This is a genomic window from Paenibacillus ottowii, from assembly GCF_006874425.1.
GTDB lineage: Bacteria > Bacillota > Bacilli > Paenibacillales > Paenibacillaceae > Paenibacillus > Paenibacillus ottowii.
Genome location: NZ_VIJZ01000011.1, coordinates 122,396 through 137,194 on the forward strand (window position 1 = coordinate 122,396; position 14,799 = coordinate 137,194).

The 14,799-nt window shown below is 41.8% G+C and carries 12 protein-coding genes; 5 read left to right on the forward strand and 7 right to left on the reverse strand.

Annotation, left to right across the window (positions count from 1 at the left end):
* Positions 1–169: 169 nt before the first annotated feature.
* The gene (gene bcaP, locus FKV70_RS22025) at positions 170–1,561 is read right to left on the reverse strand and encodes a branched-chain amino acid transporter BcaP (protein ID WP_142614477.1); all 1,392 of its coding nucleotides are present in this window, start codon (positions 1,559–1,561) and stop codon (positions 170–172) included.
* A 232-nt stretch (positions 1,562–1,793) separates the two neighbouring features.
* On the opposite strand from bcaP, the gene FKV70_RS22030 reads away from it, so the two are divergent.
* The gene (locus tag FKV70_RS22030) at positions 1,794–2,723 is read left to right on the forward strand and encodes an L-lactate dehydrogenase (RefSeq protein WP_063210541.1); all 930 of its coding nucleotides are present in this window, start codon (positions 1,794–1,796) and stop codon (positions 2,721–2,723) included.
* A gap of 109 nt (positions 2,724–2,832) precedes the next feature.
* On the opposite strand, the gene FKV70_RS22035 is transcribed toward FKV70_RS22030, so the two are convergent.
* Entirely contained in the window at positions 2,833–3,936 is a 1,104-nt protein-coding gene (locus FKV70_RS22035) for a DUF3900 domain-containing protein (protein ID WP_142614480.1), read from the reverse strand.
* Positions 3,937–4,240: 304 nt separating this feature from the next.
* Here FKV70_RS22035 and FKV70_RS22040 point away from each other — a divergent pair, with 304 nt between their 5' ends.
* Together FKV70_RS22040 and FKV70_RS22045 are read left to right on the forward strand one after the other, a co-directional pair.
* Complete coding sequence (locus tag FKV70_RS22040) at positions 4,241–5,458, forward strand: MFS transporter (protein WP_142614482.1); 1,218 nt, start codon at positions 4,241–4,243, stop codon at positions 5,456–5,458.
* A gap of 589 nt (positions 5,459–6,047) precedes the next feature.
* Positions 6,048–8,009: an endonuclease MutS2 gene (locus tag FKV70_RS22045; protein WP_142614483.1), complete on the forward strand. Its 1,962-nt coding sequence runs from the start codon at positions 6,048–6,050 to the stop codon at positions 8,007–8,009.
* Between the two features lie 188 nt (positions 8,010–8,197).
* Here the strand turns inward: FKV70_RS22045 and FKV70_RS22050 are convergent, their stop codons facing one another.
* The 5 genes from FKV70_RS22050 to FKV70_RS22065 form a co-directional block, all read right to left on the reverse strand.
* Positions 8,198–9,004 (reverse strand): HAD-IIB family hydrolase, encoded by an 807-nt coding sequence (locus FKV70_RS22050; protein ID WP_142614485.1) that lies wholly within the window; start codon positions 9,002–9,004, stop codon positions 8,198–8,200.
* 48 nt (positions 9,005–9,052) lie between these two features.
* Positions 9,053–9,217, reverse strand: coding sequence for a hypothetical protein (locus tag FKV70_RS26200; protein WP_167669745.1), 165 nt, complete (start codon positions 9,215–9,217; stop codon positions 9,053–9,055).
* Positions 9,218–9,568: 351 nt separating this feature from the next.
* On the reverse strand, positions 9,569–10,789 hold the full coding sequence (locus tag FKV70_RS22055; RefSeq protein WP_142614486.1) for an MFS transporter: 1,221 nt from the start codon (positions 10,787–10,789) through the stop codon (positions 9,569–9,571).
* Between the two features lie 33 nt (positions 10,790–10,822).
* Positions 10,823–11,824: an ROK family protein gene (locus tag FKV70_RS22060; protein ID WP_064797089.1), complete on the reverse strand. Its 1,002-nt coding sequence runs from the start codon at positions 11,822–11,824 to the stop codon at positions 10,823–10,825.
* 301 nt (positions 11,825–12,125) lie between these two features.
* Positions 12,126–13,082: a tyrosine-type recombinase/integrase gene (locus FKV70_RS22065; protein ID WP_142614488.1), complete on the reverse strand. Its 957-nt coding sequence runs from the start codon at positions 13,080–13,082 to the stop codon at positions 12,126–12,128.
* A gap of 477 nt (positions 13,083–13,559) precedes the next feature.
* Between FKV70_RS22065 and aiiA the strand changes: the two genes are divergently transcribed.
* Both aiiA and FKV70_RS26205 read left to right on the forward strand, forming a co-directional pair.
* A complete protein-coding gene (gene aiiA / locus FKV70_RS22070; protein WP_142614490.1) occupies positions 13,560–14,315 on the forward strand; it encodes a quorum-quenching N-acyl homoserine lactonase AiiA in 756 nt (251 codons plus the stop codon).
* A gap of 308 nt (positions 14,316–14,623) precedes the next feature.
* Positions 14,624–14,791 (forward strand): hypothetical protein, encoded by a 168-nt coding sequence (locus FKV70_RS26205; protein ID WP_167669746.1) that lies wholly within the window; start codon positions 14,624–14,626, stop codon positions 14,789–14,791.
* The last annotated feature ends 8 nt before the right edge of the window (positions 14,792–14,799 follow it).

Genomic DNA, 14,799 nt, shown 5'->3' on the forward strand with positions numbered 1-14,799 from the left:
ATCAAAGTCCTCCCTCGATGGCATGCGGTAATCACGTGCCAAAAGCTTATCTGAAACAGAATTATACCATAAACGACCCTATGTGACACTTTTCGCGCAATGACAAAAAAAAACGGCTCCTTCACAAAAGTGCAGGATACCGGCTTATTTTAAACTAAGATAAAAGTGATCAGGATTTACGGTTCAACAAACTTTTGTGATACCCATAGAAGAAATAAATCAGTAATCCGAGTAGTAGCCACACAATAAATCCGATCCAGGTGCTGATATGAAGCTGAATCATCAGACCGATACAAACTAAAGCACTCAAAAGTGGGAGTAACGGAACCCATGGTACGGTAAACCCTCTTTTCAAATCCGGGCGTGTCTTACGCAGAACAATGACCCCAACGGAAACTACAGCAAAAGCGAACAGGGTCCCAATACTCGTCAGATTGGTCAGTGCGTGCAACGGGAACAATCCGCTAGCCAATGCAATAATGCTGCCCACCAACCAAGTGCTTCGAATCGGTGTTTGAGTTTTGGTATTTACCTTAGATAAAAAAACGGGTAAAAGACCATCGCGTGACATCGAAAAAATTAATCGCGTTTGACCATACAACAGCACCAGTAAAACAGTCGTCATTCCCGCAATCGCACCGAGTGAAATTAATCCTGCTACAAAATCCTGATGAATAAAGCGAAGAGCAAACGCAACCGGGTCGCTAACGCCCAACTGCGTATAAGGTACCATTCCCGTTAGTACAACGGAAACAGCAATATACAGTATTGTGCAAATCGCCAGAGAGGCGATAATGCCGATGGGCATGTTCCGCTGCGGATTGCGTACTTCTTCGGCTGCAGTTGAGATAGCATCGAATCCCAGATAAGCGAAAAATACGATTGCCGCAGCACTCAAAACACCGGAAAATCCATAAGGCAAAAATGGTGTCCAGTTAGCAGGCTTAACATAAAAGATTCCAATCCCAATAAACAACAGTACAACCCCAACTTTGACACAAACCATTATAAAGTTGAACCGAACCGTTTCCTTGGCTCCGAGACTTAGCAATAGTGTGATAAGCATGATGATGCATACGGCTGGCAGATCAATAACGGTCCCCTTGGTCGAATCAAAGGCTGCGGTTAAAGCTAACGGTAAATGTATATCAAATCCGGCCAGTAAGCCTTGAAAGTAAGCAGACCAGCCACTACTCACAGAGGCGGCCGCCACTCCATATTCCAGAATCAAGTCCCAACCCAGTACCCAGGCCAGAACTTCTCCAAATACAATATAACTATATGCATAAGCGCTCCCTGCCGCGGGAACTGTAGAGGAAAGCTCTGCATAGCACAAGGCCGCCAGTACACAGGCAATCCCTGCAATAACAAAAGATAGCATCAAGCCGGGACCTGCATTTTCTGCTGCTGCCTTGCCAGTAATAACAAAAATCCCTGTTCCGATGATGCATCCTACTCCCAGCATGGTGAGATCAAAAGGTCCCATGGTTCTCTTTAAGCGACCTGTAGATCCGCTTTCCTCATGCGGGAGCAAGTCTGTCTTTTTTCGAAATAAGTCCATATTACTAATCCTCTTTCCATAATTTCTTACGTCAATATCGATGCTGCAACGCTTTAGTGCATGTTCCTATCGTTCGATTAATTATTAGCGAGCTAGCCTTTGAAGTCAAGGAAAAATGTCATATTTCTTTACTGCGGGTAATTATATACGGTACACTAAGTCAGAAACATAAATTTTAAAGTAATATCCCAAAATGAAAAGGTATACAACCCGAGAAGGAGATGAGGATTTAATGAGCTTAAAACCTTACAAACGAAGTAGAGTAGCTATTGTCGGCATGGGAGCGGTTGGCACAACAACTGGTTACACCCTGCTGCTGCGCCAACGCATGTCAGAACTTGTCTTTATTGATGTCAACGTCAAAAAGGCAAAGGGGGAAATGCTCGATATGAATCATGGCCTTCCTTTTCTCGGTGGCGTTAAAGTGTGGGCGGGTGATTATGAAGACTGCCGTGATGCAGATATCATTATCGTTACAGCAGGCGCTTCACAAAAACCTGGTGAGACACGCATCGATCTGCTGAAGCGTAATGCCGAAATATTCGAAAGTATTATTGATAATATTGTCAAGGTCAATAACCATGGTATTTTGCTAATTGCAACCAACCCGGTTGACATTCTCTCCTACATCTCTTGGAAACGCAGTGGTTGGCCTTCAAGCAGAGTTATTGGATCGGGTACATTACTGGATAGCGCACGGTTCCGCTATCTGATCGGGAAGGAAAAGGGTATTGACCCACGAAGTATCCACGCTCATATTATTGGTGAACACGGTGACTCCGAATTGCCTGTATGGAGTACAGCTAACGTTGCTGGAACACCTCTGGAACTAGGTGAAGAAACGAAAAATGAAATTTTTGAAAATACCAAAAATGCTGCCTATGAAATTATAGATGCCAAAGGCGCAACATCTTATGCCATCGGACTGGCTCTCGACCGCATCGTAGCTGCTATCCTTGGGGATGAGGGATCTGTACTTAATGTGTCCACTCTGCTGGAAGATTATAACGGTGTATCTGATGTTTATTTAGGTGTACCTAGTATCGTGGATCACAATGGAGTACGTGAAATTTTGGATCTTCCGCTCAATGACGAGGAACGTGCAAGGTTCATTCAATCTGCGGACAAGCTGAAAGACCAGATTAGCAAAGTGCATATGTAAGCCAAGAAACATTATAGCTATACAAAAAGAGGCCTCACAGCGGGTGCATCCGTTGTGAGGCCTGTTTATTATCATATAATTCCGTTTGTCGCCTTGGTATCGCAACTAATTACCAAGGGGGCGTATCGCCATCCATACCCTCATTCTCATATTGCCGTTTCTCTTTGAGCCGCTCAGCCACCGTTTCAAAGGATTCAGGTTGAAGTAGCTCAATCGGTGAAAATCCCTTTTCAAACGTAAATGCGTCACCTTCAATAATAAGTGCATATCTATCATGAAGTTTCGTGATATGCAGCTTGGCACCAAAATCGGATAGTAACCCACGTACAACCGTGTCATCCAGTTTGAAACGAACTTCAATTTCCGGTTTTAGCTCGACAATATGCTGCGCTGCTTCTACGACCTGAAGGGGGTCCCACTTCCCTTGCAAATCTCGCTTTTCGCTGGCCGCCCATAGCTCCAGATCTCGCTCTTCCTGCTGTCTTTCTTCATTAGATGCATCCGGCCATTTGGTTTCTACATAGTTCTGAACAAAGCCCATGACATGCTCATTAACGATTTCCGGCATGGATTGCTCATAAGTAACAAATTTTAGAAAGTCTTCAAAATACCGTGCATGCGAAGACTGGTGGATTTTAAGCTCCCATTCATCGTTCATCCCCTCCTCCAGCATGTAAGGATACATGATGGATTTCATATTCCGGGCTGAAATGGCCATTTCGACTTCACTGACCAGGCTACTTTCAGTAATCCGTGCAATTTTAGGTTCAAAATCACATTTGAGTACAAAAATAAACGGGTCGTCAGAGTGGGTATTCAATGTGGCCTGTACTATGATCAGTGCTCCACCTCTTACCGCGCTTGTATCCAGATACATTCGCACCAGGTCATCACATGCATTTTTAAAATCTTCCTTATCTTCAGCTGCACGTAGTCGGGCAAACATATTGAAATTCGGATTACTGCTTAGTTCATGTTCCGGTTCGACGATAAAGCGGCCGATTTTGGTCGGTGCCTGCTCTGTGCTGGGGTTTTTTTCAACCTTTCGCTTACTTATACGAGCAAATTCCCCATCCAGAAATTTTTTGACATCACTCTCGTCGTAATCATAGTCATCCATTGTAGCATAATGCTTGTAGGACTTACCGCCTTGTCCTTCTTTCCCATCTACCTGAATAACAAAAAAAGATAAAAAGTCCACTTGAAAGTTCATTTACGTTTTATACGCTCCTTTTCAGGCATGTACGCGTAATTATATCACTATGATTTTAAAAGGTACATCGGGATTCAGATTCTGATAGATAAAGACTCGCCTAAATTTTACATAACAAATATTATGTAAACCTAACCACTTCCTTCTCCCTGCTTTGCTTCGTCTATGATTTTAAAAAAACATTTGACTAAATAGCAGTACTTTTATTATATTATCTAGTGTTATATAGACAAACTATAATTTTGTTTATAAAAACACAGACATTAAGGGTGATGCCCTGAAAACAGAAAAGGAGAGATTGTTGTTGTTTAAAAATCCATATATAAGGACCATTATCGCCTCCAATGCACTGCTCAATTTGGGCATCTGGGTGCGAAACTTTGCCATACTGTTGTATGTAACAGATCTGACTCATAATGATCCCAAATACGTGTCACTCATTTCGGTTGCTGAATTTGCGCCTATCTTTCTGTTTGCCATCATTGGAGGCACGTTCGCGGATCGTTGGCGGCCTAAACGGACAATGGTTAGTTGCGATCTGCTGTCGGCCGCATCTATTTTTATCGTGTTGCTCGCATTATGGTACGGATCATGGCAGGTGCTTTTGCTATCCACTTTCTTTTCGGCGATTCTATCCCAATTTTCTCAGCCGTCTGCGATGAAAATATTTAAGCAGCATGTTGCCCCAGAGCAGCTCCAGGGAGTGATGGCCCTTTTTCAGTCTCTTATGGCATTGTTTATGGTTATCGGTCCTGTAATCGGCACATTTATTTATCAACACTATGGAATCTTCGTTTCATTGTCTATAACCGGGATATTGTTTCTCATCTCGGCGCTTGTTTTGACTCGTATTCCACAAGACGAACAAGTGCTTGAGATAACCGATCAACCAACTCATTTCATTCAAGAGCTTAAAGAAGGAATACGTTATGTATGGAATAACCGCACACTTCGCACGCTTGGCGGAACATTTACCGTAATTGGGCTGGCGGTCGGACTTATTCAACCATTAATGATTTTTGTCGCCATTGAGAATCTTGGGCAAAACAAGGAATTCCTACAATGGCCATTAATGGCTAACGGAGCAGCTATGCTCGTGGGAGGTGGCCTGATTATGGGGATTGCCAAAAAAGTACAGCCGCAATTGCTGCTGGTGACCGGACTTTTGATCAGCACACTGACCACCTTTGGAGTCGGATGGTCGCACAATATTGTGTTGACAATGGCATTACAAGTATTCAGCGGACTATTTTATCCGTGCATCCATATTGGTATCAACACGATGATGATGAAAAATGCCGAAGCTGCTTTTATCGGTCGCGTCGGCGGTGCCCTCTCTCCCCTATTTTCCGGGATGATGGTCGTTGGGATGAGCATCGGCGGAACACTCAAAAGCGCATCCTCCCTGATCACTGTATATACGGTGAGTGCCGCTTTATTTTTAGTTGGAGCGATGCTGTTGTTACCACTGCTTCGTGACAGACAATCTGTACAAGCTGTGACATCCGCTGATTCTAAATAAAACCATAAGAAACCGCCCGGGACATATGACATGCCATACACCGGGCGGCTTCTTAAATTCAAAATAAACAAATCGACCTTGACTTCAATACCTGTCTGATCGTATATTATGGATATATCTTCAATTAAGGGAGAGATTTTAATGTCGGTGAACGTTCTTAACTAAGCAATTGCATATTCAGGGAAGACCCTCAGGTGCTTGTTCCCTTCTGGGACAGGTTTGTTTCTTGCTGAGTTTTTACCCTGGTATTAGTTAAGAACATGCGGATATCATAAATCGCCTTAGGGATTATTTTCATTTAGGCCTTATTCCGTGCTGTGTTCAGCACGGTTTTTTTGTTTCCAGCTTCGTTAACTCCTTTTACACGTTTTCCTATTTATAAGCCAATTAGCTGATATGTTGGTTGGCCTATGGATTAAAACGCAGAAATGGAAAAAGCATATGCTGGATTATAGGCTTATTTGATGATACATTCCCTCTCCCTTAAAGGGCGGAGAATGAACGTTTGTTCATTCTCCGCCCTTTTTTATTTTCCAGAAAAGTTTGTTGAAAGTCCTGCTAAACACAACTAAAAAGGAGAGATTTATTCATGAATGAAACTACAATGCTGCGTTTGGAATATGATCAGATTAAAACAAGAGTATCTGAATGTGCCTTTTCGTACCTGGGTAAGCATCATGCCGCTACCATGCAGCCAATTACAGATATCCGTACCATCCGAATTCGTCTTAGCGAAACGAGCGAAGCTTTACAGCTCATTCGTCACGGAGCTAGCGTACCTGTTCCTTCGTTGGAAGGAATGGAGCACATACTTCACCTCTTAGGAACCGGCTATATGTTCAGCGAGCATGATTTTTCCCATTTGGCTCAATTCATTAGAAGTTGCATGCAGTTGATGAAATATATGCATGCCAAAGCGGATGTTGCTCCAACTGTCAGTGCTTATACCTCATCCATGTATGGCATGGAGACATTCCTATCCGAAATCGAGAGATGCATTTATTCGGGTCGAGTGACGGATCACGCTAGTAAAGAACTAGCTAAAATTCGCAAAAAAATTGCAGTTACTGAAGAACGCATAAAGAGAAAACTGGACTCTCTCACCAGCCGGCACCGATCCATCATGCAAGACAATATGATCAGTCAACGCAATGGCCGTTACGTGCTTCCGATCAAAAAAGAATTCCGTAAACAGGTGAAAGGCAATGTACTGGATGAATCAGGAAGCGGCCAAACCGTCTATGTTGAACCTGCAGAGATCGTAAATCTGCAATTCGAACAGAGCGCAAACATGGCAGAAGAATCCAAAGAAGAAATGAAAGTACTGGGAGACCTGACCGCAATGGCTGAGTCATACAGCCGGGAGCTAAGCATTAATACAGAGACGGTAGGTGCACTGGATTTTTTATTGGCTAAAGCCAAATACGCATTGACTCTGGATGCGGTCTCTGTCGAGCTTAACGAAGACGGGATTATAAATCTTCATGGTGCACGTCACCCGTTGATGGCTCATACGATGGTGCCGCTAGACTTCTCAATTGGTGAGGGTTATTCATCACTTATTATTACCGGACCGAATACAGGCGGGAAAACGATGGCCCTTAAAAGTGTCGGTTTGTTAACACTCATGGTGCAATCCGCCCTGCTGGTACCTGTTCTGCAAGGTAGCCGCATGGCTGTATTCGAAGACATTGTGGTAGACATTGGGGATGGCCAAAGTATTGAGCATGCTTTGAGCACCTTTTCTGCACATATCCGCAACATGATTGACATTTTGGAAACAGCAGGCAGCTCTACTCTGATCCTAATCGACGAAATGGCCTCTGGTACCGATCCGGGAGAAGGTGTGGGCCTATCAATCGCACTATTGGAGGAATTTCATCGTCGCCGGGCGACGGTAGTGGCTACCACCCACTTTAGCGAAATCAAGCATTTTGCTGAAAACACACCCGGATTTCAAAATGCTCGTATGGAGTTTGATACCGAAACGTTGCAACCCTTGTACCGACTTCGCATCGGGGAGGCAGGGGAAAGCTATGCGTACCAAATTGCTCTAAAGCTAGGCATGTGGACTCGTATTATCGAGCGATCTGAAGCCATTTCTGCTGGAAGGACGGCGCAGAATTCACAAAAATCGCATGTTATTCCTCCTCCTTTTGAGGATAAAAAGTCTGATGATGTAGATAAAACCTCCCTTGAAAAAGCGTCTACAGACCAAAAAATCGCAAAACAGAGGAAACAAGAACTCCCTCTCCATTCCAAACCATTTGTCCTGGGAGATAGTGTGTATGTCGGCTACCTGGATCGAACCGGAATTGTATATAAAACCGAGGATGAGCGAGGCAATGTAGGGATTTTGATTCAAGGACAGAAGCAGATCATAAACAAAAAGAGGCTCGTCCTTCACATCGCTGCCACAGAATTGTATCCAGACGACTATGATTTGGATATTGTTTTCGAAACCAAGGAAAATCGTAAAAAACGGAAGCTTCTCGCGCGCAAGCATGTTCAGGGGCTAATCATTGAATGTCCTCCGGAAAATGAAAAGTAAACGCATGTGCAGGTTCTTCATGAGAAATACATGCTTCGGAATGTTATATGTATGAAATAAACATAATCTATATTATGTAAACTTGGTGAATACAAAAAGGCGTGTCTTAAGCTAAAGGCACGCTCTTTTGCTTTTATTTTGTCTTATACTTCAGATAGTCTGACTGCATGTAGTTGTAAATAGCACCATTAATGCTTTTGTAAATCCATCATTTTCTTTATTGTTAATAACACACCATTCTCTTCATTGGATTTGGTAATAAAACTTGCTGCATTTTTAGTGTTCTCACAGGCATTTTTTACAGCAAAACTGTATTTGGCAATACTCATAAGCTCCACATCATTTTCACCATCTCCAAAAGACATGGTTTCATCCTCAGTAACACCCAATATCTCTTGGAGTTTTTTTACCGTCTCCCCTTTATGAGTATGAAGCGCTGTGATATCCAGCCAATTTGCTTCAGAATCTACAATATAAATTTGATCTAGCAGTGCCTCTTCAACATGTTTTCTTAACAAGGAACTTCTCCCGGATGGATCGTAAACAGTTATTTTTAGAAAGTTGCTATTTATTTGATCAAACGAATCAATCTTCCTAACTTCCTTATAAGAGCCCTTCACAATTTTATAATACTCTTCTTGAATATGAGAATGAACATAAGCTCCTTCTGTTGTACATGCTATGATAATAAAATCATTAGCAAAAGCTTCAATTTGATTGATCGCTTGTAATGCTATATTACGTTCAATTGTAAACTCTTTTACAACGACTCCATCCTTTTTAATGCGAGTCGCACTGTCCCCCAAAATCCAGATCCCTTTTCCATGCTCACCAAACAATTCTTCGACTCTTTCACATTGCTTACCTGTACAAGCAACAAAGGAGATATTATTTTCTTGCATCTCTTTATACACCTGATTAAATAATTCAATATCAAACGTACCACTATTGTTCAGAAAAGTACCATCCAAATCACTTACTACCAGTTTAAACATAAATAAGCCTCCCTTAATTGCTAAAGCTCCCTGCCTGTCAGGTCACATTTATGACTTTTTATTTTCTTTCCAAGGGTCAACATCATAGTCTCTATAAAAATCCTCAAACAATCGTGCTGCAAGCTTTTGAACAAAAGAAGAATGAGCCAAACTACTGATTATGAAATACGTAATGCATAAAATGGCAATGCATAAGACACCTTCAATCCCCACATTGTCGCACTCCCTTATGTCGTATCTGTACTTTTATACAACATCTAATCTATTTAAGCAGCTCGATACAGCTCCGACCACTTCATAAAACATTTAATTAAAGACATTAATAAAGATAGTAAAAAAAGTACCTTTATTAAGTGGTTACAAAGCTACTCAAAAAAATCATCGATAGAGCGGTAAGGTTTTACTTCCATAGGCTGTCTTGATAATGCTAAGCAGCAGTAAGCACCACACCATATAACTAAACATAATAAAATGAGTGAGATCATAGAGGGCTCTCCTTTCTCTTTTAGGGTATACACTTACTTTAGCTGATGAAACGCGTTTCAAGTCAAGTTGTAATTTGTCTTAAACCTTCAAAATTCTCTTTTTCAGTATACGATTCACTTGTTCTGAACTGAGCAGCATAAAAAGAAGGAAAACAAGGACTGCAACCGGAAAAAAATGAATACTTACCTGAGATGCTATCAGCCCAACAATGGGAGGGAGCAATGTTGTTCCTGTATAAGCAACTGCCATCTGATAACCCATGAGTTTGGCGGAGTTTTCCTTACCGAAACGTGTTGGCGTTTCATGAAGAAGTCCAGGGTAAATGGGTGCAAGCCCTAATCCAATAAGGATAAAACCGGGTAATAAAAAGGCAACAGGCAACGGAAGCAGCAAAATGAGTCCGCCTGCAACAGCAGTAAGTTGGCCAATCCGGATTAAGATACGATTATTTATTTTTAAAGTTACAAACCCCGTAATCAGCCTGCCTACCGTGATTCCACCGTAATACAAAGATACCCAACCAGCAGCAGTTTCAGCAAGGATGTTTCTAGCCCCTACCAAAAAGCTGGCTCCCCATAAGCCTACCGTGGCTTCTACCCCACAATAAAACAAAAAAGCAACGAGTGTGTTCTTAACTCCTTTCATTCGAATTAGATTTTGTTTGGGTGTGTTCTCAACTTGTGCGATATTGTGATCCATCTGTGAGTAGTCTGATTGAGCTTCAGAAATAATCGAATCTTGTATCGCGTTTACACGTTTCCATAATGGCAGTGTAATAAGCAAAATAATAACAAGTCCCCACTGAATCATGGATACGGCTGTATAGCCACTTCTCCATGAATTGTGGTTCGAAATGTAGAAAGACATAATGATTGGTCCCATCGTAGCTCCAACACCCCAAAAACAATGCAGCCAACTCATATGATGTGCTTTATAATGAGTAGCCACATATTGATTGAGTGCTGCATCTACAGCTCCCCCGCCGAGGCCAAGGGGAATTGCTAAGAGTACGAGCCAGAACAATGAAGGTGCAAAAGAAAACCCGAGTAACGCTCCTGCAGTCAAAAAGCAGCTCATTAGAGTGATCTTGCCTGTACCTATTTTTTCAATGATAGTTCCACTGGCTAGACTTGATACAATGGTTCCGCCTGCCACGACCATGGAGACTATTCCGGCAGACCCAAAATCAGCCCCGAGTTCCGGCCACATCACAGGCCATGCTGCCCCAAACAGGGAATCCGGGATTCCCAAGCTAATAAACGCTAGATAAATAATAATCAGAAACCAGGTTGCCATCATGTTTCTCCTCCTCTGCTCAAACGATAGATGTCGTTATTTAAAAACAATTATAGGACGCTCTAATTCTTTTAGGGTTAACTCTCTCAACCCTGTTTTAAAATCCTCATAAAATAAATCGGAGAGAACAATGTCAGGATACAAAGGCATCTCATGCTTAGCTTTGTAGGTTTCCAAAAAACGAAAAAAAGAATCTTCTTCTATATTCTCTCTATAGATCACAATTTGATCAGGATCAAATATAGATTGTAATGTTTGAATTATTTCACATATACTATTGAAAAAAACTTCTCTTCCCTTGTTTTCATCCCACACTACAGACGGTAGGAATTTGATTTCACCAGCCAATCCATGTTTGCCCTTTAAAACTCCATTGCGTAAATAAATCCCCATCCCTGGTGGAGAATTTTCAGGAAAATAGATAGCTAGCACACATTGATCTTCATCTTTCTGTTCTCTGTAAACGTATCCACACACAGCCGCATTTACATCATTCTCCACCATAACGGGCAAACCAAATTTGCTCTGCACATCCTCTGCCAACCGGATTCCATTCAACCTTTCATGACTGCTGACTGTAATCTCTCCATCAACCGATTGTCCCGGGATTCCAATACCAATAACCTTAATAGAAGGATAAAGCGAAATGATGCCTTGAATCGTGGAATAAAATTGTGCATCATCAAAAATTTGAAAGGGATGTTCTTCTTTCATGAGAGCGTCCTCGTTTAAATTAACGACCGTGGTCGATACTACATCCATTCCTTGTTTTTCATTAATATGTATAATCAGTGCCAGACTATACTCATAATTAAAACGATAGGTTAATGCATGTCTACCACCGTTGGAAGGGACAATCTCATCTTCAAAAATCTCTCCATTATTAAGCAATTCCTGCATAAGCGTATTGATAGTAACCACACTTAAATCAGTCAAGGCAGCTAGTTGAGGTTTTGTGGCCTTGCCGATCTGCTTTAATACTTTCCGAACCAGATTCAGATTTATTTCTTTAATTAAATTTGTGTTTGCTTTTCCCATACTGTGCTCCTTCTTTTACAAAATTAGTGGGACTACTTTATAAAGATACTTTACGAAGTGGTCCCACTAATTTTGTAGCAAAATATTACCTTTGTCAAGACCAGAGTATGCTGGGCATTAAATAAACAAAGCTGTAAAAATCAAGACAAAGCTTATGCTAAAGATTACAAATTCATAATATTAAGAATGTAATATCATGGATTTAATTTACAAGTCAGATTCAATTTTTTTAGTTGGTTACGTAACAATAATTATGTAAACTAAATCCAAATAAACTATACAATATAATCATGGAATATACTTACAATCCCGTTATAGGTATCTGAATATCCAGTTTATCCATTGCTTTTTCTTTTTCCCGATCAGTGACATGTGTATATACCGTGGTGGTCTGAATGGATGAATGCCCCAGCAGCTCCTGTACTGTACGCAGATCTGCTCCCTTGCGCAATAGCATCGTGGCAAATGTATGTCTTAGCTTATGACTGGAATAAGCCTCCCGACGCTCTATGCCCTTATCTTGCTGGAATCGTTCGAACGTTTCTGTAGCAATCTGTTGGATAGAGCGCACGGCCAGACGGCGACCCTTTTGGGATACGAACATCGCGTCCTCTTTACTTCTCCACGGCGTCAATCTTTCCTCCAATGCATGCTCTACAAAATCACAAACGGCCGCCGGTACTGGCAGGGTACGCCACTTACGCCCTTTACCAAACACATCTAATGTGCGTCTTTCTCGGCTGTAATCTGAGACATTCAACGAATGAACCTCCCCCACCCGCAATCCCATGTAGACCATGAGCAGAAAGATAGCCATATTACGATTTGCATATTTTCCTTCGACCGCAAGCAAAAACGGCTGAATATCCTTTTCATCGAGATAGACTGGCATACGGTTCTTTTCAGTTTTGGCTTTTTTGATCCCCGCTGCCGGATTTGCGCTGCATAATTCAAATTCCTGTAGTGCTCTAAAAAAACTGTTCACCGCTGCATGCTTCCGGTTCCGTGTACTATCTCCGGCGCCCCCCTCCCGCGCTTTGGACAAATACGACATCACATGAATCTTTTTCACCTGGTCAAGTGGTTTATCTCGCAACGTACGTAAAAACTGTTTTACATCCCCCATGTAATTTTTTTGCGTATGTATCGTATACCCCGCATCCTTCATCCAAATCAAAAAAGCTTCCAGTTCTTCAGCATACACTTCATCAATTTCTTCTATCGTATCTAGCTCTATTCGTTGCATATCTTTCTTCATTCCGCTTACCTCCATTTCCGTTCAAATTTCGAAATATGCTGTAAAATTATCAATTTCGTCTGATTTTTATCGACAATCCAATCGACATCTTATGCAGGAGAGCATCTAAAAGTCGTTTTAAACCTTAACTGCGTATAATTTATATTATACGCAGTTTTTTGAGCTCTTTTTAAGTATAAATAAAGCTCTCCCCTCTTGTCCAGCCTGGTATTCACTCTAAATAGCAAGCAACCTTGAATCTCTAGCATCTGCTTGATCTCCAACATGCAGTTTTTTTGAATCTCCTCAACGACCGGCGTATACTTATTCTTTTTTTGCTCATCCGGTTATATTACAGCACGAACTGACCTGCCTGATGGTAAATTCCTGCTAGACGCCTGTATGCCTTATCATTTAAACTATAAAAAATTAATTTTCAAAAGAATGAACATAATTACATAATATTTATTATGTAAACCAAGATTGGAGGATGATTGTATGATCAACAAATTGTATTGGTTACCGGTCGGTCAGCTTGATATTGATCGCTCCTCACTCAACCATCATGCACAGCCTGGTGAACTGGTGCGCCTGCAAATCTGGTCGTATTTGTTGGAGACGGATCATGGTCCGATTCTCATTGATACTGGCATGCCGGATTCGTTTATTGATAATCCGAATTATTTTAAAGGTACACCGTTTGAAGGGCGCTTCATCCCCCATATGACAGCAGATGATAGGATCGTAGCAGTACTGGATCGGATCGGCTATCAACCGGAGGATATCTATGCCATCGTAATCTCCCATATGCATATGGATCATGCTGGAGGCAATCCGCATTTTCCGAATACACCAATATATGTACAGCAGACCGAAGCAGATGCTGCGATTGGTAATCTCGCGTATGCGCCACCGGAATGCGTACAGACAGACTTAAATTACCGACTGCTCCAAGGGGATCATGAACTGGTGCCAGGCTTGCAACTGCTCTATACTCCAGGTCATTCGCCGGGTCATCAATCCGCACTGGTCACAACAAAGGAATCGGGTCCGGTCATGCTGACGATTGATGTTGCCTACACACAGGAGAATTACACAAACGACGTACCGTTTGACGGCTTTAACCGTGAACAGGCACGCAAGTCAATCGCCCGCATTCAGCAGATTGTGCAGGAGATCAAGCCGAATTTTCTGTTCTTCGGGCATGATCCTGAGCAAGTAGCCGTTCGCCCAGTATATCCGCAATACAAATAATGATGGTAAAAGCAACTCTTCCTCATTGTCCAAGCTGTCCAACTAATAAGTGATTCCATATACATGAAGCTAATTGTTCCTAATCTCCTGTTATCGCCAGCATAAGGAAGTATATCTAAGAACTCATGGGGTGAGTAGCTGTCGACACGGTATGGATGATGAGGATAAGTATTTTGCTATCTCATTCCGTTTTCCCTTGATCATCCAGCACGCTATACTTAAATAAGTCGAAAGGCAACCTTATTTTCAGTCTATGCTTATTTCTAAAATGTAGATTTATTCATGACAAAGGGAGTGTTCATTTATTTATGAGTACCGAAATGCTGGAACGTCGAAGTGAAATTTTAAAACGAAACATCCATCAACTGCTGGTTCAGGAAAATCAACACGGCGTAACACGGCAGGAAAATTACACGTTGCATAAAATGATCAGAGAGCTGCATCAAACCTCTCATGCCTTGAATGCTTCCCGTTAAGATGAAAG

What these genes read in the sequence shown, in the direction of transcription:
- bcaP (WP_142614477.1), bottom strand. Translation starts at nt 1,561, where the DNA reads ATGGACTTATTTCGAAAAAAGACAGACTTGCTCCCGCATGAGGAAAGC.
- FKV70_RS22030 (WP_063210541.1), top strand. Translation starts at nt 1,794, where the DNA reads ATGAGCTTAAAACCTTACAAACGAAGTAGAGTAGCTATTGTCGGCATG.
- FKV70_RS22035 (WP_142614480.1), bottom strand. Translation starts at nt 3,936, where the DNA reads ATGAACTTTCAAGTGGACTTTTTATCTTTTTTTGTTATTCAGGTAGAT.
- FKV70_RS22045 (WP_142614483.1), top strand. Translation starts at nt 6,048, where the DNA reads ATGAATGAAACTACAATGCTGCGTTTGGAATATGATCAGATTAAAACA.
- FKV70_RS22050 (WP_142614485.1), bottom strand. Translation starts at nt 9,004, where the DNA reads ATGTTTAAACTGGTAGTAAGTGATTTGGATGGTACTTTTCTGAACAAT.
- FKV70_RS22055 (WP_142614486.1), bottom strand. Translation starts at nt 10,789, where the DNA reads ATGATGGCAACCTGGTTTCTGATTATTATTTATCTAGCGTTTATTAGC.
- FKV70_RS22060 (WP_064797089.1), bottom strand. Translation starts at nt 11,824, where the DNA reads ATGGGAAAAGCAAACACAAATTTAATTAAAGAAATAAATCTGAATCTG.
- FKV70_RS22065 (WP_142614488.1), bottom strand. Translation starts at nt 13,082, where the DNA reads ATGAAGAAAGATATGCAACGAATAGAGCTAGATACGATAGAAGAAATT.
- aiiA (WP_142614490.1), top strand. Translation starts at nt 13,560, where the DNA reads ATGATCAACAAATTGTATTGGTTACCGGTCGGTCAGCTTGATATTGAT.
- FKV70_RS26205 (WP_167669746.1), top strand. Translation starts at nt 14,624, where the DNA reads ATGAGTACCGAAATGCTGGAACGTCGAAGTGAAATTTTAAAACGAAAC.